The sequence below is a fragment of the Pedobacter sp. V48 genome (genome assembly GCF_000523515.1).
Lineage (GTDB): Bacteria > Bacteroidota > Bacteroidia > Sphingobacteriales > Sphingobacteriaceae > Pedobacter.
In genome coordinates this window covers 67,857-88,895 of record NZ_AWRU01000012.1, presented here as the reverse complement: position 1 = coordinate 88,895, position 21,039 = coordinate 67,857, and the positions used below count along the sequence as shown (strand labels likewise).

The window sequence follows — 21,039 nt, the reverse complement described above, 5'->3', positions numbered from 1 at the left end:
TGGGCATAGGGAGGATTCTTTAGATGGAGAAAAGAAATATGAAAAGAAGTTTACTTATAAGTTTATCGGTACTGTTATACATGGCTAACCTGCCGGCAAAAGCCCAATATGTGCTAAATGAGGCTGATGAGCAATACCGTTTATTCAATTATATTAAGGCCATTGATTTGTATGAACAGGCTTATAAAAAGAAGAATACTTTGCATGCCGCCGAACGGTTGGCCCAGGGGTATAACTTTACAAGAAATTATGTTCAGGCCGAAAGCTGGTTTGCCGTAGCAGCTAATATGCCGGAGAGTAGGCCTGAACATGTTTTAGGCTATGCCCGGTCTCTGGTGAATAATAGCAAATATGGGGAAGCCAGACAACAGTTCCAGCGCTATATCGAGTTGAAAGGGAATGTGTCTCAAAGGCAAAAAGACCTTTGGCTGCAATCCTGTGATTCCGCGGTAAAATGGATGCAGTATCCTGTAGCGGTACAAATACATAATGTTAAGGTGCTGAACAGTGTCCAGTCTGACTGGGGTGCAGTTACCTTTGATGGAGGAGTGACCTTTTCTTCAGACCGGGGCAACAACGCTGAGGATCAAATAAAAGGGGGGAGACCCTTTCTGAAATTTGACTCCGGAAAAAGGCCCGATAGGACTGTTTATGGCTGGACAGGTAACCAGTACCTGCGGCTGTATCAGCAACTGAGCAGTAAGGACACTGTAGCGCTTTTCCCTTTTCATGCCGGTACAAATTACCACGTTGGTGCAGCAAGCTTCACCGGGGACGGTTGTGAGATGTATTTCACCCTGACCCGTATACCTGAAAAACTGGACTACGGTAAAGAACGGCTGGCTACGGTCAACGTGGAGACTTATAGCAGTAAACGATCAGCTGAAGGAAATACCTGGGAGCAACCAAGATCACTGAAATTTAACAATCCCAATGCCTATTCTGTCGGAGATCCCATGATCAGCAAAGATGGTAAAACCCTTTATTTTGTTTCCAATATGCCTGGTGGCAAGGGAGGGACAGATATCTATACCACGGTTAAAGACGCAAGTGGGGAGTGGTCTGCTCCGGTAAACCTTACCGCGATCAATACTGAAGGAAATGAACGAAGTCCATTTGTGGATGAGGCCGGAATCTTGTTTTTCAGCAGTGATGGCTATGCCGGGATGGGCGGGCTGGATATTTTTAGGTTTGCAGGTAGCGGGAATACCTCAGTTAACCTTGGATACCCGGTAAATTCAGCACAGGACGATTTTGCCTATACGATTAATTCTGTTACCAAAGGCTACCTTTCCTCTAACCGGACGGGTGGACTGGGAAGTGATGATATTTATAGCTTCACCCGGAAAATCATTCAGGCTTTAAGTCTGGAAGGAAAGATCTTCAACAAGAAAACTGGTTTGCCTTTGGCCTCTGCCATGGCTACTTTAAAAACCCGTAGTGGAAATATACTTAAAGTGCAGACTGATGAAAGCGGCTATTATTCTTTTAAAATAGAACAGGATACCCTGTATGATGTCATCGCAGAGAAAACCAATTTCCGAAGTGCTGATACCAGTTTCGTAACGAAAGTATCGCTGGTAAAAGACTTCTATTTAACGCCTATTGAAATTAATAAAACCGTCCGCCTGGAAAACATCTATTATGATTTTGACAAGTGGAACATCCGTCCCGATGCAGCAGTCGAGTTAGATAAGCTGGTGAAGATTCTCAAAGACAATCCTACTATCTGGATAGAGCTGGGTTCACACACCGATAGCAGAGGAAATGATGCCTACAATATGGCCTTATCCCAAAAGCGGGCTGAATCCGCTGTTCAGTATATCATTTCAAGAGGCATTGATACAAACAGGATTACTGCCCAGGGTTATGGTGAGAGTCAGCTGTTAAACCAGTGTTCAAATGGGGTGAAGTGCTCTGCAGCCGATCATCAGTTGAACAGAAGAACAGAATTTAAAATTGTAAAACAATAAGAATATGTATAAATAATAAGTTCTCAATGCGGCCATATGATAGGGAACAGCTTCTGCTAGTCTGGGAAAAAGCAAACTGTTCCCAATATGGCTTCCTAATTTGAAGACGATATTCAAATTGATCAGGATTAAGATTGCGAGCACCCAAAGGGGGAATATAATTTTAGAGACATTTTTATAGTCCCTTGCATAAATCTGCCTGGATGGGCATTCTTGGTCATTTGAATGAGGGGTATGCGTGAAGGGAAAACTTTGGTTTTAATAGATAGCTAAGGATTTCCTGCATACCTCTTTTTATCACGTTCATTTTTTTTAAAGTAAACCCTTATTAAAACCATTAAACTCTGTTTATTCATATGAGAATTAGTCAAAAGGAAATTTTATACTCAAGTACTTTTCGCATGATCCTGATTTCGATTGTCGCGCTATTGCTTGTATCCCTTTGTGTACGAAAAATAGCCTCGAATAAATTTGACGCTGTTGTTAAAGAGGTTTGCCGTATTGAAATGGATTGCTATCAAACTCAAAAAGTACTGGGAATAATTAAGCAAACCCAAGCCTGTTATTACCAGGGTGTTCAGGATTTGACTGCAGGTGATGATGTTACTTATCGAAGAAATATGCCTTATGTTTTTAGCGAACTCATGCGTGTTTTAAATCAGAAAGAAGATGTTGCGACGCTCACCACTAAGCAGGTAATAGAAATAAGGGGTTGGTATATTGAGAAACAGAAACTCCGCGACCGCCTTCATCACCTTAAGGAAAAATACGAGTCACTGGTAGATCTTTATCCCAAAGCTATAGGTAAGCCGAATATGGAGGGTCAATTGAACTGGGAGCTAAAAAAGGACATTGGCTTGAAACTCAAAAATGTAATCTTCGATGCTACTGTTATTAACAATTATGCTGCTCATAACTTCAAAAGTATAGCCATTACCAACTATCAGGAAGCCATAAGATGGTCAAGTGTCTTCTGTCTGACCGTAATGGTTCTGGGAGTTCTAATTCTGCTCTATACTCTTTCCGTTATGATTGTAGAATTCTGGGATGATCGGGGCTATAATGAAGCCCGTGTTCAAAAAGACTAATTCAGTATAAAAGTGTTATTGACTAACTACGGCTACCTGGTGCGAGGTAAACTGAAGTGTTTCATGTAACGCCTTTTGTTGATGTGGTTCGTGCTTTTGTGAGAATATTGCTGTTATCAATGGTGCTGGCAGCATATTCTCCCTGCATGAGCTCGATGAGATATATTTACGCTGATATGTAGAATTTTCACCCCTGTTCCCCATGTTTAATCCATCTATTCCGGTCTTTAAATCACCTTAGTGGAATTGGCACGATATTGTACTATATCATAGCATTCTACCAAAATATTATGAAACAAGCTCTATCTAAATTTAAGCGCTTCTCTCTCTCTCATTATTCTTCAGGTTCCTGTTCATTTATGAGTAGGCTCATCTTTTTCAGGGACTCTTGCGAGAGAATCTCTGTTTAGTTCTRTARATTTTSWSAAAATYTAYAGAAMTAWAMANKWSATTNTMTYKAWCTNWAKATMGRAAGNNRRMGYCSTGKMKSRATATTTTACCATGAATGAACAGAAGACACCAAGTGCTATTGACCTGAAAGCACTGTTTGATAAAAGCCGTTTAGCATACGCCCAGTTATTTAATCTTTATTATGCTGGCTTATGTGGTTTTGCTGAGCGGATTATTGGTGATGGTCATGCCGAAGATATTGTTGAAGATGTTTTTTTAAAGCTTTGGGAGGGTGGAACACGTTTTGAATCGGAACTCCACTTGAAGGCTTTTTTGTATAGATCAGTGAAGAATGGATGCTTAAATCTGGTTAAAATGTCTGGAAGGGCACAAAATAGAAATCAGATTTTTTATGCAGAAAGAGTTGAACAAGAAACTTCTGTTCTACATGAAATCACAAGAGCTGAAGTGATTCGTGAACTATATCTCGCAGTGGATGAGTTGCCCCCTCAGGCGCGCAGGATTATTAAACTGACGTACCTGGATGGTAAAACAAACCAGGAAGCCGCAGATGATATGGGCTTGTCTATTCAGACCATAAAAAATCAAAAGATGAGGGGACTGTCTATTTTGAAAAAGAAACTTCCGGGAGATAAATTCACCCTGCTTATTCTGCTTCCTTATATCGATCTATTATGGCAAACTGACTTACAAACGCGTTCTTAAAATAGAGCGAGAACAAGAATATATATGGAATACGTTAAAAGTATTCTACTTATTTAGTACTTTTTTTCTTTTGTGTTGTATGTGATGTGAGATAGAATAGCTTATTGTCCCGCCATGAAAAATGAAAGAGTTTTTGAANNNNTAAAMGTTNKCCKYWCTGATTTTCAGAAGCAGAAAGGAAAACGTTTATTCAGCTGAAGATGAGGGGGTGAAAAAGAATTGGATGGATTCATCAGAAAAAAATACTGAATTCTATCGTCTTCTAAATGAGAATAAATTCCTGGAGGAAGAAGTCGGAAAATTAGGCCGTTACGATGCGGTTGCGGCATTTAATCGATTTCAGTCTAAGATAGATAACCCAAAGACTGTAAAACTAAACAATAGAAAATATTGGAACTTGGGAATAGCTGCAAGCTTGGCGCTTTGCATTTCTGTGTTTTTTGGTATTTATAAATATAATGATATCCGGCATAAGCAGTTTAGCACTGAAATGGCCTTTACTGGTATCGCAACCGGGGGAAACAGGGCTGTGCTCATCCTATCTAATGGGCGAAAAATAGATCTGATTACTGCAAAGAATGGTGAATTAGCCAAAGAAGCTGGCATTAAAATTTCCAAAATGAGTGATGGAAATCTGATTTATATGAGTTCTGAGTCGGGGGAAAGCCAGGGAGGTGGAGACGTATTCAATACAGTTATGACGCCTCGGGGAGGCCAATATCAGGTTGGTTTACCAGATGGAACAAAAGTCTGGCTGAATGCTCAATCGTCTATAAAGTTCAGTGCTAACCTTGCAACCCAGAATAGCCGAAACGTCGAGCTCACAGGTGAGGCTTATTTTGAGGTGGCAAAACGAATACAGCAGCAAGAAGGGCCAGGTGAGGCAAAAAGGGTACCGTTTATTGTGACCACTCCAAATCAAACCATTGAGGTACTTGGTACGAGGTTTAATATCAATAGCTATTTTGATGAACCGATAGCACGAACCACCCTGTTGCAGGGAAAATTAAAAGTTTCTAAAAATAATGCTGGAAATGCTGTGCTGTTAAAACCAGGACAGGAATCAGCAATTGGTCATTCCAATGATGCGATAAAGGTTTCTGCTGTGGATGCTGATGAGGCCATTGCCTGGAAGAATGGAGATTTTGCTTTTAACAATGAAAACCTTGGAAGTATAATGAGGAAATTGAGTAGGTGGTATAATGTAGATGTTGAATTCAGCGATGAGCGCAAAAAAGCGGTAATTTTTGGCGGTTATATTCCACGTTCAAGCAGTATTTCTAAGGTGCTAAAGATGTTGGAAATGACCGATCTTGTGAAATTTACTATCGAGAACAATAAGGTAATCGTACACTAGCGATATATTCCAGACCAAGAGCATAGGAGATTCCTCCAATTTAGAAAACGGTTATTTGTTAGGATGTGATGATCACTGATAACTTTATATGAATTGCATAAACTTATATTGATAAGATAAAACTTATTAATAAAACTGCTTTGGTTGCTGGAGGTGAATCCGGAATAGGTCGGAGTATTGCCGCCGAATTTGCCCGTAATGGTTCCGATGTTATACTTACTTATCTGAGTGACAAGGCCGCAGCAGAAATTACCTTGGCAAAGGTTAAAGAAGGTGGACGCAAGGGTTTATTGTTCAATCGGATATAGTCCCGTAGGGGGCTTATACAATACTGGCCTACAGCATTTTCGAAATATAGATATATTGGTAAATAGGTGCAGGCATTAGAAGCATGGGTAAATATATTCATCAACTCGGTTTCGAGGAATTTGAGCATACCTGAAAACAAGTTTATCCACCATTTTCCTTTATTGTCAGAATTTTATCTTGCATAGACTGCAACGGTGTGGTCATGGAAGAATTATTAATATCATGTCCATTCGTGAGGAGGTTGAAAGCCCCGGAAAAATAATTATTGCGCTTCTAAATCAGGTGTCTGGGGACTTAGTCGTTCATTAGCTATGGAGTGGGCAGATAAGCGGATTACTGTCAATAGCATTGCCCCAGGCAGATTCTCACTAAAATGAACTAAAGGCAGTTGATGATGTTAGCTACCTTAAAGACTTAGGGCGACGTATTCCTGTAAAAATATCTGGAACACCATTGGAAGTTGCAAAAACAGCTGTTTTCTAGCTTTTGATGATGCCAGTTATGTCATAGGCACAACTCATATAATAGATGGAGGCTTGCATTTGGACCATCTGCAAGGGGCACAACAGACATGAGTTAAATCGTAACCCATACTCTGTTTTGAGATTTGCAAGGTAAAGCTTGAATTTATTTGATTGAGTTGTTCATAGGAAATTCTTCCTTTTAAACCAGATTTGGCCTAATGAGTGCCAAATCGCAGGCTTTTAGAAAACATAACAAATGATCTGTTACGTTGTTTTTAATATTCGCCCATCTTCCACCTTCGCAGGTTCTGAAAAGTCTTGGTATATTTCACTTTGGCTAACGAGGACATCTTTTTTCCGGCTAGAAATCTGCTAAATGCTGTTTTACAAGAGAGATGTGGCTCGGTAAAGCTGAGGCCATCAAAACACTGTGCGCAGTAGTATTGATTGGGAGTTCCATCATTAAAGGTCGCAAAAGGTACAGTAGCATTGAGCATTTTGAAGCAAGACTGACAATTTTCATTTTTTTTCTCTATATGGGATTCCAGATATTTTTCGTGCAGGTATAAGTTGTAAATTAATCCGATAACAACAACGAGTATGATAACTAAGGCGGTAGTTTGCAGGTCTTTAAGGAACTTGTGGTCTTCATTAATAGAAAATAGCTCTTTGCCAGCGAAGTCATTGTTAAGATCCATTTTTCTGGTTAAGATGATATTGTTCGCCAAACGCGTTTGATAGTCTTTGTAGAGTTTCCCTAGCCGCAGATCAACATACAGCTCTGATTTTGTTCCGCGTAATTTATGATTGAAAAACAGATTGTTTTCCCGGTCAGTAATGATTGGATTTTGTAGTCGATATTTAGTGGAGAGGTCTTGTGAGAACTGTTTCAGGAAATTAAAATCTTGTTTTAATTGTTGTAAATCATCTGTTGCCGCCTGATTGGAAACGGTTTGACCTTTTCGTAGTTCTGATTCTCTATCACCTAGCTTGCTGATTTGGACATAGGTAAAGGACACAACGCCAACGGCTAAGGTAAATAGGGTAATAAAAATGTAGTTTGGTAGTTTTGGAAGCATGTAATTTAGATTAACTGATAACTGTTTATTTTGTGTTGGTATTAAGTATGGATCATATGAACTAAAAGTAAAGACTGATGACATATGCCAGTGATATGCAGGAATGCTATTTTCGTCTTTCTTTTCCATTTCTATGATTGCACTAAACTTTAGCATTTTCCTATTACTGTTCAGGGAATGTTTTAAAGTTTTTGGGCTTAACTATTGTTATACAACGAAGAAAACAATTAGTACTAATAGGAAAGATTTTTTTTGGGGAGTATTGTTATTTAAGTTCAAACCGGATATGGCTTGTCTAAAGGGGGCTTTAATACACCCTCAGTAGCGTTAAGGTACTTGTCTTTGAATCGCTCTGTATTGGTAACAAGAGGTTTATGCCGGTGAAAGTTAAGAATTGAACACTAGCGAATTTATTAAGTGTCAGAAAATATTTTTGCATTAAAAATGGATTTATTTGCAACGTGTGCTTATTCATGATGTGAAGCTGTTCTTATTCAAGTTTATCTGATTACCCGCAGGGCTTACTGTCGGCTACGGTTTACACGATTAATGACTTTACAAATGTTATTTTTTATGACCTAGATTAACTTTCTGTGAATTGTGGCTGTGTAAATTGTTGTCATTGAAGAAATATTTCGTATTACTTAGTATTGAATGCTTTTTTATGTGTTTAGGTAATTAAAGACAGCGATGCTTAAATATTAGTAGGAAAAAGGGAGAGACAATTTAAAGTGTCTTGATCGTCGAATTATTATTTTGATTGACAAAAATAGGACGCCTAAAGACGGAAACAGGATTCAGGCAAAGCGTAAAGATCAGGGAAGAATTATAGAGATATTCCCCAATGCATTTGAACAGTTCCCATATGCTGGTACATTCATATTCCCTGACGGAAAAGGATTACTTTCAGCTTATATGCTTTGTCGTGGATAGGGCAAAATTACAGGTAATCAGAAGGAGTTATCCAAAGTATATTTATTCTTATGGTTAATGGGGTGGAACCGAACTATCGGAATATGGGAATTGCTACAGGTTTAATAAGAGAGTTGATTGTTGATGCGGATTTAAGAAAACAATTCCGAATACCTGAGGATAACTCCTCGAGACTCGATTGGTTCAACAAACATGGCTTGAGATCATTACGGAAACGGATTCAAAATCTATCTTCTTATGCGTAGGCAGGATCTGAATGATGGAGCGTGCGTCGATGGGAGACTCAAAGGGAATAAATCAAAAGAAGTTGTCATTTTTTTTGGCATTTAAGTTATTGTAGTATAGATTGTTATGCGTTTTTTGCTGATTCTTCCTCTTTGATTGCTACATAATTATAAATCGGTGTTTTGGAGTTTTGGCTAGCAAATTGTTATAAAAGAGAAAGAGTTATTGATAAAAGCGAGTGATGAGTAACAAGAATATTTTGACGAAACCGGACCTTCTTGAAGAAAATGCCAGATTGAAAGCTCTTCTGAATAATACCAGTGCCAGCATTTTTTCGTTTGATCATAATTTTAATTATACTGCGTTCAACAAGGCGCACCAACAAGCTGTAAAAATGAGCAGGGGTATAGATCTTAAAATTGGTGACAATTATCTTGAACTGGCAGGGATGAACAGCGGTATCGATAAGCATAAGGTACTGGAAATATTTAAACAGGTGATGGCCGGAAAAACGGTAGAGACCATAGAAGAGTTTGGTGAACCAGGTCTATACAGGGCGCATTTAAGTATAATCTGTAATCCAACGTATGATGATTCTGGAAAGGTAACAGGGATGACTGTTTTCTGTCAGGATGTTTCTGAAAGAATCCGGCTGGAAAAAGAATCTCAGGAAAGAACCCGGCTTCTTCATGGAATTCTGGACAATTTACCGGTTATCGTTTTCGAAATTGATGGTCAGGGATTAATTACTCGGTCTATTGGTTCGGGTTTGAAGGCAATGGAATTAAAGGATGATGAATTGGTAGGCGCAAATGCTTTTGAGCAGTTTCCGACAGCCGCAGCACATCTACAGCGAGCGTTCTTAGGAGATTCAGTTTTGTTTATAAATACCATTGAAATCGATGGGAGAAAACTAATTTATGAAAATCATATATTTCCCCACCCTGATCAAGTTGGAAACATTATCGGTTTTGCGCTGGATATCACCCAGCAAAAGGGCGCAGAACAAAAATTAAAGCGTGCGAAGGAAGAACTGAAAAGAACGGTCAATCTGCTGGATACCAGTCAGCAGATTGGTAAAACAGGAGGGTGGGAACTAGATGTCGTTACTGGTTCCGTTTACAGGACCAAATACCTGAAGTTCTTGTCGGGGATACTGGACGAGACAACGACCGTTGCTGAGGCGGTTTCTTTTTATCGTGAAGAAGACAGCGAAAGCGTACAGCAAGCGGTAAGAGATGCGATAGCCTTGCAGCGTCCGTATGACTTGGAAATCAGGACTAAAACCTCAGAGAAATGGGTAAGGAGCATCGGAATTCCCATTGTTGAGAAAGGGAGAACAATTAAAGTGATGGGAGCAGTTAGCGATATCAGTGAGCGTAAATCAGCCGAAATGGAGTTGGTAAAGGCAAAGAAAATTGCTGAAGAGGCAGCCGATGCCAAGCAACAATTCCTGTCCAATATGAGTCATGAGATCAGAACACCTATGAATGCCGTCATCGGGATGGTGCATTTGCTTTTGCAGGAAGATCCAATGCCTGAACAGCTGGAAAACCTGAATATTCTGAAATTTTCAAGTGAAAATTTGCTGAGTCTGATTAACGACATACTGGATTATAGTAAGATTGAATCCGGAAAAATCGAATTTGAACTAATTGATTTTAACCTGACCGAACTGTTGAACAACATTAGACTGGGGCAGATTCCTCAGGCAGAAGAAAAGGGAATCAAACTGAAATTAAAGATGGATTCGGATTTGCCTGAAGTGATTATCGGAGATCCGGTGCGGTTAACTCAGATTCTGAACAACCTGATTAGCAATGCGATTAAGTTCACCAATGATGGTTTTGTGATGGTTGATCTTTCACTGGTAGGGGGGGAGGATGATTTTCTGGAGATTAACTTTACTATTAGCGATACGGGTATCGGTATAGATCCTGCTTTGCAGGAATATATTTTTGAAAGCTTTACCCAGGCAGGGGCAGATACGGCAAGACGATTTGGTGGAACTGGTCTGGGACTCGCGATCACAAAAAGACTGATTGACTTGCAAGGCGGTAATATTCGTTTGGAAAGCGCATTGGGCAAAGGATCAACTTTTTCACTTAATTTGACATTCCGAAAGGGGATTAAAAAATCAGGTCGTCAATACTCAGGACCAATACAGGAATTTATCAGTTTGGCCGGTTATAAGGTTCTTCTGGTGGAAGACAATGAGATCAATATTATGGTTGCTAGTAAATTTATGCAAAAATGGGACCTCGAGATTGATTATGCGGCTACAGGGATTGAAGCTGTAGAAAAAGTGAAAGCGAATGAGTACCATTTGGTATTGATGGATCTGCAGATGCCCGAAATGGATGGGTATACCGCCAGCCAGATTATCCGGAATATTCCTGGAAAAACACAACTGCCTATTGTCGCCCTCACGGCATCTGTGTTAGCTGAAATCAATGAAAAGGTTCTTGACTCAGGGATGAATGATCACGTATCTAAGCCTTTTAATCCTATGGAACTGTATTCAAAAATTATCCAATATCTACGGATAACCTGATCGCTATATAGCCGAGCAATGTTACTCGTTTAATTTCTAAGAAAGACATTTCTTAAGCTACCAAAATAATCTTTGTGCATAGTGTCCCAATCACGTAGTTATCCTATGGGGATAAGACCGCACATATTTATCCCCGAATCGAAATTTTTAATAGTTTTGTTGTAAAAAGTAAGAATATGGATGTGGGATAGAGCATGTTCAGATACACAACTCCTGCGGAAACTGAACTTGTAGACGCAAGTGGGTAGAACGTATGAATGATTCCTGGGTGGCATTTGGTCTTTATGCAAATGACGAGCTGATCGGTATGACAAGCATTTTGTAAATGAACGACAGTGAAGGGTATTTGAACAATCTTATATTCGGAAAGAATATAGAGGCCAGTGTATCCATGTTTCTTTTTTAAATAAGATCGGCTTGGGCATCAGCGCCTCAGTTAAAGTGACTAAGCATAAGCTACCGGAAAAATAATATTGCATCTAAAGTTGCCAATCAGCGTTTTGGTTTTCGGTACAGCCGCAGCTAACTCTGCAAATAGTTTGATGAAATCATTGAATCCGTGTTTTACTATTTTCGAATCTATCGATAGACCTATCATTAACCCTTGAAACCTTTACCTTTCGATAAATATGACTACAATTGCGGAAATTCTGAACAACGCGAGCGTTGAAGATTTTATCAGTTCCTTTGCCGATACAGACCAAAAACGGAAAGATAGCTTCGAACTGTTAAGAATAAAGTAGTACCATGGCCATTGAGCCAGAAAGGAAGTAGACTGGTCATTTGTGAGGTTTTCTCACCTCGGAGTTGTGCTTTCCCTTTATGTATTTAAGCAAGTCCTGAAAATGAAGTTCTGCTAAAGAACTTAGGAAAACTCAATGGGCAAAGGCAGCTTAAATGCTAAAAAGTTATCTGATATTCATATGAAGTGCTAAAATAATGATGGGTGCAGCGACAAAACGTATCAGGAAATTTTTCCTGATACGTAGACCATTCCTTGATTTCAAGCTCAACCTGATCGGTTTCCTTATAGTTAATGCCGGCTGTTTTGCAATGGCCAGGGATTGTTAATATTGGACTGTATTTTCTTGTCGCTTAGACTTAAGAAACACATTGGTTCGAGCTTTTAATTTTTTAAAAATACCTATGACTAGTACTAATGCTTGTTCCTGTTGTATGACAATCATTCACCTTAGAAATCAATAGCACCTTTTGGTGCCTTGCTTTTTTACTCTTATTTATTAATTAGACCATTTATGAAATTAAATTTTACGAAAAAAATTATTTTAGGCTTATCATTAGGCCTTTTTACTCTGCAGGTAACTGCTCAAACGAACCAGGAGCACGAGACTGGTGTGAACATGGTAAAGCTCAACTTTGGGTCCTTTTTATTCAAGTCACAGCCTGTCAAAAATTCGCTTAAACATGAATATTGATTTAGTACGGATGTGTCGCATTCCTGCAGGCTGATAGGACAGGTATTTAAGTGAATAGTTCATTTTTCTGGTGAAATCTACAGCAAGTAATAAGTAACTGCCGCGGTCGATATCATCCGGCATTATAAGATCAAACAAAACAACGAACATCAAATATATGAGGAGGGTGATTGCAAAATTATTACCTGTGTTGTTAATTGTAGCAGGAAATCAAAGTAAGGCACAATATAACAAAAGGCAAATTGACAGCATACTTGATGTGGTGTCTCATACAAACAACCTGGAGACTGGAATTGATATGGGAGAGAAAGCCTTTGATGCTTCCGCTGCCATACACTACGAGGAAGGAATGGTCAGGGCACTTTTAAGCCGGGCTTCAAAGTATATTAATACCAGCCATTTTGATGAAGCTTTCAAAGCTGCGGTAGCGGCTGAAGGTATTACTGTAAAACTGGATGACCCCCGGTATATTGCCGTGCTTGAAACCATAAAAGGAAGATGTTACGCCCGCTTAGGTTTTCCTAAAGAAGCCGGGGAGACTTTATTCAGTGCAATTCCCATTGCCCAAAAGATTAAGGATGCAGATCAAAGGCATAACCGCCTGGGAAACATTTATGATGTCTTAGCGGAAAACCATCAACTTTTAAAACAGGCTGCTAAAGCATTACCTTTTCGTCAAAAAGCTTATATGGAATATGTTAAAATCGTGGACAAGCGTAAGTTCCCAAATATGGCATCAATGCCACTCTGCAACCTGGCGGACAATTTTCTCACCATTAAGCAATTTGATTCTGCAGAATTTTATTTTAAGAAGGCGACCTTCGTAAGTGAAGCGTACAATGAAAGTTTCGTAAAAGGAGCCGCCTTTACTGCCCTTGGGGATCTTTACTATCAGCAAACAAAATACCAGGCAGCAAAGTTTAGTTATAAAAATGCTGTCGATGCGTTTGCTGAGTCAAAGGACACAAGAATGTTAAAGAATACATATATTGGATTATCAAAGGTTTATACCGCATTAAATGAAAAGACAAAAGCACAACAATACCTCAAAAGAAGTGTTGATTTGAGCGACAGTATTGCCGATGCTGAAAAGGCCGCTATCAAAGGCCCACTTAACTATATTATTGAGCAGAAGGAACAGCAGGATGCCAAGAAGAGCAGCCGGGATTTCCGGGTCATCCTCTTCATCGGTTCTTTACTGATTATAGCGATCTGCGCCATCATTTTTTTCCATCGCAAATTCAAAAAGAGATTACAAGTCAATAAAGAGAAGGCTGAAGAGTTAATTAAAAGAATAGAGCGGAATGATGATTATAGGACCCTGGCTTCAAAAACAGAGGAGTTAAAGGAAATCTTACACATGGCCGCAAGTAACCATCCGGCTTTCATGGCCAAATACAATCAATTTGACCCTGAATTTAGCAAGAAATTAGTTGACATCTCCCCTAATATACTTGCTGCGGAAATTGAGTTTTGTATACTATTGAAGCTAAACTTTAATACCCAAGAAATTGTAAGTTATACCAAAGTTGCTGTACGTACGGTAGAGGGACGAAAATACAGGATCAGAAAAAAACTGCGTATCCCTTCCAATCATGATCTGAATAGTTGGATGAACCAGCTGTGAATCCCATATTTGTTATAATTAAAATGTGTGTGAAATGTTTATTATTAATGTGTGAAGTGATGAGAGTAGAAATTGAGTAGGAACTAAGAAGAAATTAGGTAGTATAATATTTCTGAAACCCTGCATTTATTGTTTTTTTTGCAAATTGTATTCAATATCAAAAAAATTAAAATTAACGACCGCAATGCCAAATAATCAAAAAGTCAAACAATCTTTTGGGCCTGCATTCAGAAAATGCAGAAGGTGAGTTGAATTCGTGTTTGCTTTGATACAAACAAGACAGATAATTAATTACTATCCCGGCATTTCCGATCAAATTAATCATAAAGTAATAAAATCCTTACGGAGATGAACGCTGTTCCTCCATAAAAAATAAATAAAAATAATGAAAAAACAAATTACATTTTTGATAATAGCAGTAGTAATAGGCATAAGCGGCCTGAAAGCGCAGACGGGTATTGGTAACCGTAACCCTGATCCCAGTGCACAATTAGAAATATCGAGTACCACAAAAGGTGTGTTGATGCCGAAGGTGGTGCTGACGGCCACGACCACTTTTACCCTGGCCGGAAACACTGGAACCGCCGGGATGGTTGTTTACAATACCAATGCCAGCATTACCGGGACACCTGCGTATCCGGCTTATGGAACAGGCTTATACACCTGGGATGGAACAGGCTGGAAAGGTACGCCTACCGGGCCTGCAATGCCTAAATTTTTCTACGCACCTGCTGTTGTTATTCCTACAAACAATCTAACAACCGGAGCGGTTTTAACAGGGACCCAAACCATAAATCTTTATTCAGTTTATACAGATCAATTTGGTTTTGTTACTACAACGGCCAAAGTAAGAAGCAATCCTACATCAACGATACCTACGCTGCCTGCTAGCGCTTTAGATTATTTTGTCACTTATTATGACACAAGCGTTTTTGCCAATGTAGCAATTTCAACTTTAGGTGTTTTAACTTATACAGTTATACCAGGGGCAGTAGTTACACCAAAAACATTTATGAACATCGTTTTTAAAGTTATTTAAAGTTAAAGATTAATGAGCACAAATAATATTACAATGCAAAATAGCGGGCGGTACTTACTCTCTTATGGTTTTATTATACTTAGTTTGTTTTTTGCAACTGCAGGCTTTGGGCAAAATAGTACGTTCCCTTATGCTGAATCTTTCAGAAGCACTACCATGCCGACAGGCATTGCTTTACCGCTGGCTCCAGGGGGAAAAGTTAATGCTGCAACTTTTACAATGAACGGACTAGTGCTTACCCCAGCCACTACAACTCAATTTGGGGCCGTTACTATAGATGGCTTTCAATTCAACTCAACTAACGGGATAGAAATAAATTTTGAATATTCAATGTATGGGGGTGTCCAATTTGATAATAGTTATGGGGACGGTATCTCCGTTTTTTTATATGATGCCAGTAAAACCCCGGTAACAATTGGGAGTAATGGTCATGGTTTAGGATATGGTTTTAATAGGGCCGGGTATGCTACAGACAGACAACAAGGTTTAACAGGCGCTTACTTAGGGATAGGGTTAGATGCCTACGGAAATTTTAAAAATCAATTTTTTGAAGATCCTGCGAGAACAAACGGGATCACGGGGGTTACATGGGGAGGCTCAGGCAGAAGCCAGCTTACCCTGAGAGGGGCCCAGTACCCGGGCGGGATTTCCGGAACTACATACGGGCTAAGGGGGCTAAACTATTCCGGGTATCCGGTTTTAGCCACACAGGGCACGTTAAATAATGCTTCTGGCGCATCAGCGGCCATATTGAATACAGCAGATGGTTCATATACTACTTCTTCAACGCCCTTTACTGCACCCAATGCTTTTGATTTAAGGCCTGGAGCTTTATCTGCAAATCCGGGCGATGCCAATTACCGTAAAGCGATTATTATACTTACACCGCGTGCTGGCGGTGGCTTTGTGGTAAATGTTAAAATTCAGCATGATGTTACAACTACAAACGTTATCAATAACTACCAATATTCAACGTCGCTTATCTATACAGAAAATGCCAATGCCCTCGGAATCTATGACGCCACTACTGAAGCTTATGATCAAGGACTGAACACAATCCATACCTTGACTGCTACAGTACCGGCTTCGTTTAAAATAGGTTTTGCGGCCTCTACCGGCGCTGCTACTCAAACTCAGCTCATTCGCGACCTAGTGGTTAAGCTGCCTTATCAAACTATTGGAGCAGCCGATACACTATTGTTTTGCGGAAACTACACTCCGGCGGGTGTTATTAACCCCTTTAGTAACGATGTGTTTTATAACGGATCTTTAACAGGTACAATAACATCCGGCAATAACAGCACTTATGTTGATTTTTCGAGCTTTATTTTTGAAGATGCAGCACGTAATAATTTAGGCACCACTTACACGGATCCTGGTAAAGGGACCTGGTCGTATAATACAGCTACCGGGTTGGTAACATTTACACCCGTTAAAGGATATGTGGGGGGATCATCTGTTTTCTATTCGGCAAAGGGGACAGCATCGCAGGGAGGTCCGTTTAATCAAAATATTTACCGTTCGGGGGCAGCTATGATAACCACTAAAGTAACAATGTGTAACACAATATCAAACCCTCAGCTCCCGGCAAACAGGCCTGTAACCAGTGGACAATGAGGCAGTACAGGAAACTGCAACATTGAAAATTAAGGCCAGGGTGAATGAAGCGTGTTCTTACACGAATACCGCGACAATTACGTCTTCTGATCCTGATCCGAATAATAATACATCGACTGTTACACCGGCGGTAGCTTCATTTAGATTGTACAAAACAGGAGTTTTTAATGACCTGAATAGCAATGGCTTTGCCAGTACCAACGAAACCATCACCTATACTTTTAAGCTAAAAAATACCGGAAATGTTATTATTTCAGGTATTCAGCTTAGTGATCCGTTATTGGGTGGAGCGATTTCAGGACCCATTTCAGGCGATTTGAATGGGGATAGCAAGAATGAAGTATGCCAGGGTATTTCAAAACCTGAGAAGATGGAAAATGGGAGACTATTAAACGGGGTGGTCATCAGGCCTGACCCAAAGCGGGTACAGTAAATCTGAGTATACATTAGTATTGATATCTTCTGTTTAACTTCTTTTCTTTGTACGCACAGTTCAGGTAATAAAGTTATCTCGAATGTAATAGTGAATATCTTCTCGCAAACTGATCTCAAATAATAAAGAATAAACGAACAACAATGAACAAACAAATTAAAGTTTTTGCAGTCGCACTGGTAATGGGCTTAAGTAATCTGAAAACACAAACGAATATAGGTTCTACTGCCGCCCCTGATGCCAGCGCACAATTGCAGATAACGAATAACACAAAGGGTGTGATGATGCCCAAGGTAGCGCTAACGGCCACCACCACTTTTACTCTGGCAGGCAACACGAGAACCGCCGGGATGGTTGTTTATAATACCAATGCCGCCATTGTCGGAACAGCTGCCTACCCTGCTTCCGGAATGGGTTTATACACCTGGGATGGAACAGGCTGGAAAGGTACACCTGCGCCCACAATTCCCCAAACGGTATTCTTAGCATCCGGCAACTTAACAACCGGTAATAATGTACGACTTGACCTATCGAAGGTATTATCAACACGAATAGCAAAATAACTGTAATTAACAACAATCAATTAAATTTTAATGTTGCTGGTACATATAAAATTGTCGCTATCGTGCGGAACATAGGTGGCGGTTTCCCCCACACCTCCATTAGCCCTTCTATAACTGCCTCATTAGTAGACATTTTCATCACCTACCCTGGGGCCCGGGTTCTTGGTCAAAGTTTAGTAACTGCCGCTACATCCTCCTATTATACGCTACCTATATCCTATATTGGCAATTTTACAACTGCCTCTCAGGTAGTTCTTGATGGATACATTAATAATAATAATTTTACTGTAGGGTCGTTTCAAGTCACATCATTAGAGGTTCAGCAGATAAATTAAGCAGGGTAATAACGAAATCAATACGTCATTGCCGAATCCCATCAATATACGTTTAAAGGGACCAGGGTCATTTTTCTTGGAGTGATGCCCCCACTAAGTTTTTCAAATAACTTTTTTGTACTTAATAACAATAAATCAATAATTATCATTTATAGTTTAAATTTACATGCTTCCAAAATTACCAAACTACATCTTTATCGTTTTATTTATCCTAACAATCAGCGCTGTCTGCTTTACCTATTTCGAAATCAGATAGTTAAACCTTAAAAAGACCGAGTTACATAAAAGCCAGGCAATTTCAACCGAAGCTGTAAAGGATGATTCGTACCAATTAACGAAAGAGTTCAATTACCTGAAGGAATTTTCATAAGAGCTCTCAAAAAATTATCGGGTACAGAACCCGGTAATGACCACCGCGGGAAACAATTTATTCTTCAATTATAAATTACGTGGAACAAAATTCGAACTGTTCGTTAATCAGAAATTAAGTAATCTTTATAAAAAGTACCAAACACATTTAACCGAAAACGGAATTTTAGCAAGTAAAATGAATGTCAATGATAATTTTATTGGCAAGGAGATCTTTTCAATAAATGAAGACAGAAAATTTCTTAAGGACCTACAAAACGTTTCACTAATTGTATTATTTGCTATTGTAATCGGATTGATTTATAATTTGTATCTACAGGAAAAATTCCTGGAGTCCCAGATAGAGAAAAAAAAAGTGAAAATTGTCAGTCTTGTTTTAAGATGCTGAATGGCACTGTGCCTTATGCTACGTTTAACGATGGAACCTATAGTCACTATTACTGTGCCCAGTGTTTTGACGGCATCGGCTTTACCGAGTCTAACCTCTCTTTAAATACAGCCTTTAGTCGATTCATCGCGGGGAAAAGATTATCGTGGTTAGCAAGGATGAAGTATGCCAGGGTATTTCAGAACCTGAGAAGATGGAAAATGGGAGATTATTAACCGGGATGGTCATCAGGGCTGATCCAAAGCGGGTACAGTGAATGTGAGTATACATCAATACTGGTAACTTCTATTTAACTTCTTTTATTTGYHCCCACAGTTCAGGTAATAAAGTTATCTCGAAGGTAATAGTGAATATCTTCTCCCAACCTGATCTCAAATAATAAAAACTAACCAAACAATAAACCACAAACAACAATGAACAAACGAATTGTAATTTTTGCAGTAGTATTAATAGTAGGCATAAGTGGTCTGAAAGCACAAACGAATATAGGTTCCCGTGCCGCAGCCGATGCCAGCGCACAATTGCAGATAACCAATAGCTTAAAGGGTGTGCTGATGCCCAAGGTATTACTAACGGCCACCACCACCTTTACCCTAACAGGCGACACCAAAACCGATGGTATGGTTGTTTACAATACCAATGCGGGCATTACCGGTACAGCAACATACCCGGCTTATGGAACAGGGTGGAAAGGTACACCTGTAGTGTCTACACTTCCTCAAACGGTACTGGTGGCATGGGGAAGCCCATCAGCGTTTGCTTTATCCGCGAGTCCACTCGACCTTGTGAATGTGCCACTCAATATTACCAGCAAAATGACCAAATCGGGCAATACGCTTACATTTGTTGTTGCTGGTACATATAAGATTGATGCTATGGTTCAGGCTATAGTAAATTACAGTGGCAACGCTAGTAATCTCCCTACGGTAGTTGCTCAAATAACGAACTCTACCACCAGTACCGTACTTTTTTCATCTCAAGTACCAAAAGTCCCTCCAGGTTTTTATTCTCTTCCTATATCTTATGTTGGCAGTTTTACCGCTGGCGCTAAGTTGATTCTTGAGGGACGAATGTCCAGTGGTACTCCATCGAATACAGCGCAGTTTCAAGTTACAGCGCTAGAGGTTCAGCAAATAAACTAAGCGGTAGTTATTCACCCGGCTACGAAGTGGTATCATGTATGGTTTAAATACCTTGTTTCCTTGATATTTAAAAGAGTATGTACTTTTTTATGCCCCCTGTTAATAAACATAAGAGTGCCTTATAAAGCATTTTACTGCAAATTCCCTTGCAATATTGGTTCGTAAGTTCAGAAGGAACTTATGAACTAATATCCATCGCTCGAAGGAATTCTAGTCTATCCATCTAATTCATTAGCTAAAGTGTATCGTGAAGCCCAAAGGTGTTGTGCAAGCAGCCAACCTCAAAACCATTTTTGAGCTTGATTGCCAAGGATAGAGCAAATATATAAACGAAAATCGAGTCTTCGACCGAGATGTCCTCTTTGCGATCGACACCCTTTGGTTCAGGTTAGCGCTTTCTACTGTTAAGACGCATTCGGACTTTCATTCTAAAGTTCAGAGCTGTGACAGGCGCACACAAAAAGAAGCAGGGGACATAATTTCCTGCTTCTTTTATGGCTCCAATTTTCATGAAGATTTTTTATTGCTTCAAAAAGTTGAGCGGCCTTTTTTGAATAAAATTTACTCTACGGGTTGTAAATATTGGGCGTAACTATAGCCTTCCTCTCCATCATTAGTACGTACAAGCCACCATTGCTTGTTAGACTTGTTTACCAGTGTAATGATTTCATCGTGAGCGGCTTTGCCAACTATCGGCTGGTCAGTTCCAGGACCTTTACGTATATTAAGATTTGATGAATCTGTAGTGACTCTTACTTTGGTCACGTTTACTGCCGTAGCGACATTTACATCAAGTACTAAGTCCCCGGCTAGATAGTTGGGATCAATTTTATTGTAGATATCCCAAAGTTGATCTTTTACAATTCCCGAAGGTGCTTCCCCTGCAATATGAAGAACGTTTTCAATTTCCTGTACTTGTAATTGTGCAACGCCCGATGAGTGTGCAGAGTCTATCAACTCTTTATATTTTTCTTGTAACATCGTTTTATATT

At 39.6% G+C, this 21,039-nt stretch carries 17 protein-coding genes and 1 pseudogene; 16 read left to right on the top strand and 2 right to left on the bottom strand.

The annotated features are described in order from the left end of the window. Positions 1-38: 38 nt before the first annotated feature. From N824_RS12255 to N824_RS38355, 6 genes and pseudogenes are all read left to right on the top strand, one after another. Positions 39-1,973: an OmpA family protein gene (locus N824_RS12255; protein ID WP_048905457.1), complete on the top strand. Its 1,935-nt coding sequence runs from the start codon at positions 39-41 to the stop codon at positions 1,971-1,973. 356 nt (positions 1,974-2,329) lie between these two features. Further along, positions 2,330-3,061 carry a hypothetical protein gene (locus tag N824_RS12250; protein ID WP_048905438.1) on the top strand — a complete coding sequence of 244 codons (732 nt, stop codon included), beginning with the start codon at positions 2,330-2,332 and terminating at the stop codon, positions 3,059-3,061. A 501-nt stretch (positions 3,062-3,562) separates the two neighbouring features. After that, the gene (locus N824_RS12245; RefSeq protein ID WP_048905437.1) at positions 3,563-4,177 is read left to right on the top strand and encodes an RNA polymerase sigma-70 factor; all 615 of its coding nucleotides are present in this window, start codon (positions 3,563-3,565) and stop codon (positions 4,175-4,177) included. A 223-nt stretch (positions 4,178-4,400) separates the two neighbouring features. Further along, positions 4,401-5,534, top strand: coding sequence for a FecR family protein (locus N824_RS12240; RefSeq protein WP_048905436.1), 1,134 nt, complete (start codon positions 4,401-4,403; stop codon positions 5,532-5,534). A 140-nt stretch (positions 5,535-5,674) separates the two neighbouring features. Further along, entirely contained in the window at positions 5,675-5,842 is a 168-nt protein-coding gene (locus N824_RS30170; RefSeq protein ID WP_161662309.1) for a hypothetical protein, read from the top strand. A gap of 261 nt (positions 5,843-6,103) precedes the next feature. Further along, positions 6,104-6,220: pseudogene (locus tag N824_RS38355) on the top strand (SDR family NAD(P)-dependent oxidoreductase); the annotation flags it as partial. A 362-nt stretch (positions 6,221-6,582) separates the two neighbouring features. Here the strand turns inward: N824_RS38355 and N824_RS12235 are convergent. Further along, entirely contained in the window at positions 6,583-7,386 is an 804-nt protein-coding gene (locus N824_RS12235; RefSeq protein WP_235207098.1) for a zinc ribbon domain-containing protein, read from the bottom strand. 756 nt (positions 7,387-8,142) lie between these two features. Between N824_RS12235 and N824_RS31230 the strand changes: the two genes are divergently transcribed. The 10 genes from N824_RS31230 to N824_RS12180 all read left to right on the top strand — a co-directional run bounded on the left by N824_RS31230 (position 8,143) and on the right by N824_RS12180 (position 20,047). Next, on the top strand, positions 8,143-8,319 hold the full coding sequence (locus N824_RS31230; protein ID WP_161662308.1) for a hypothetical protein: 177 nt from the start codon (positions 8,143-8,145) through the stop codon (positions 8,317-8,319). Positions 8,320-8,785: 466 nt separating this feature from the next. After that, positions 8,786-11,098, top strand: coding sequence for a PAS domain-containing hybrid sensor histidine kinase/response regulator (locus tag N824_RS12225; protein WP_052334122.1), 2,313 nt, complete (start codon positions 8,786-8,788; stop codon positions 11,096-11,098). A 1,602-nt stretch (positions 11,099-12,700) separates the two neighbouring features. After that, entirely contained in the window at positions 12,701-14,161 is a 1,461-nt protein-coding gene (locus tag N824_RS12215) for a hypothetical protein (RefSeq protein WP_152542223.1), read from the top strand. Positions 14,162-14,546: 385 nt separating this feature from the next. Beyond that, on the top strand, positions 14,547-15,200 hold the full coding sequence (locus N824_RS12210; RefSeq protein ID WP_048905431.1) for a hypothetical protein: 654 nt from the start codon (positions 14,547-14,549) through the stop codon (positions 15,198-15,200). Between the two features lie 12 nt (positions 15,201-15,212). Further along, entirely contained in the window at positions 15,213-16,817 is a 1,605-nt protein-coding gene (locus N824_RS12205; RefSeq protein WP_048905430.1) for a hypothetical protein, read from the top strand. Continuing rightward, positions 16,807-17,250, top strand: coding sequence for a DUF11 domain-containing protein (locus N824_RS12200; RefSeq protein ID WP_048905429.1), 444 nt, complete (start codon positions 16,807-16,809; stop codon positions 17,248-17,250). The genes N824_RS12205 and N824_RS12200 overlap by 11 nt, the downstream gene beginning before the upstream one ends. 143 nt (positions 17,251-17,393) lie before the next feature. Continuing rightward, complete coding sequence (locus N824_RS12195) at positions 17,394-17,813, top strand: hypothetical protein (RefSeq protein ID WP_152542221.1); 420 nt, start codon at positions 17,394-17,396, stop codon at positions 17,811-17,813. A gap of 62 nt (positions 17,814-17,875) precedes the next feature. Then, the gene (locus N824_RS30165; protein WP_152542219.1) at positions 17,876-18,148 is read left to right on the top strand and encodes a hypothetical protein; all 273 of its coding nucleotides are present in this window, start codon (positions 17,876-17,878) and stop codon (positions 18,146-18,148) included. A 693-nt stretch (positions 18,149-18,841) separates the two neighbouring features. After that, complete coding sequence (locus N824_RS12185; RefSeq protein ID WP_255327447.1) at positions 18,842-19,120, top strand: zinc ribbon domain-containing protein; 279 nt, start codon at positions 18,842-18,844, stop codon at positions 19,118-19,120. Positions 19,121-19,318: 198 nt separating this feature from the next. Further along, positions 19,319-20,047 carry a hypothetical protein gene (locus N824_RS12180; RefSeq protein ID WP_048905425.1) on the top strand — a complete coding sequence of 243 codons (729 nt, stop codon included), beginning with the start codon at positions 19,319-19,321 and terminating at the stop codon, positions 20,045-20,047. Between the two features lie 561 nt (positions 20,048-20,608). Here the strand turns inward: N824_RS12180 and N824_RS12175 are convergent. Next, positions 20,609-21,028, bottom strand: a complete 420-nt coding sequence (locus tag N824_RS12175; protein ID WP_048905424.1) for an SH3 domain-containing protein — start codon at positions 21,026-21,028, stop codon at positions 20,609-20,611. Positions 21,029-21,039 lie beyond the last annotated feature (11 nt).

Bases quoted from the DNA above. Each gene is read 5' to 3' on its own strand.
- N824_RS12175 (WP_048905424.1), bottom strand. From the start codon at position 21,028: ATGTTACAAGAAAAATATAAAGAGTTGATAGACTCTGCACACTCATCG.
- N824_RS12240 (WP_048905436.1), top strand. From the start codon at position 4,401: ATGGATTCATCAGAAAAAAATACTGAATTCTATCGTCTTCTAAATGAG.
- N824_RS12245 (WP_048905437.1), top strand. From the start codon at position 3,563: ATGAATGAACAGAAGACACCAAGTGCTATTGACCTGAAAGCACTGTTT.
- N824_RS12235 (WP_235207098.1), bottom strand. From the start codon at position 7,386: ATGCTTCCAAAACTACCAAACTACATTTTTATTACCCTATTTACCTTA.
- N824_RS12180 (WP_048905425.1), top strand. From the start codon at position 19,319: ATGAACAAACGAATTGTAATTTTTGCAGTAGTATTAATAGTAGGCATA.
- N824_RS12255 (WP_048905457.1), top strand. From the start codon at position 39: ATGAAAAGAAGTTTACTTATAAGTTTATCGGTACTGTTATACATGGCT.
- N824_RS12250 (WP_048905438.1), top strand. From the start codon at position 2,330: ATGAGAATTAGTCAAAAGGAAATTTTATACTCAAGTACTTTTCGCATG.
- N824_RS12225 (WP_052334122.1), top strand. From the start codon at position 8,786: ATGAGTAACAAGAATATTTTGACGAAACCGGACCTTCTTGAAGAAAAT.
- N824_RS12210 (WP_048905431.1), top strand. From the start codon at position 14,547: ATGAAAAAACAAATTACATTTTTGATAATAGCAGTAGTAATAGGCATA.
- N824_RS12195 (WP_152542221.1), top strand. From the start codon at position 17,394: ATGAACAAACAAATTAAAGTTTTTGCAGTCGCACTGGTAATGGGCTTA.
- N824_RS12205 (WP_048905430.1), top strand. From the start codon at position 15,213: ATGAGCACAAATAATATTACAATGCAAAATAGCGGGCGGTACTTACTC.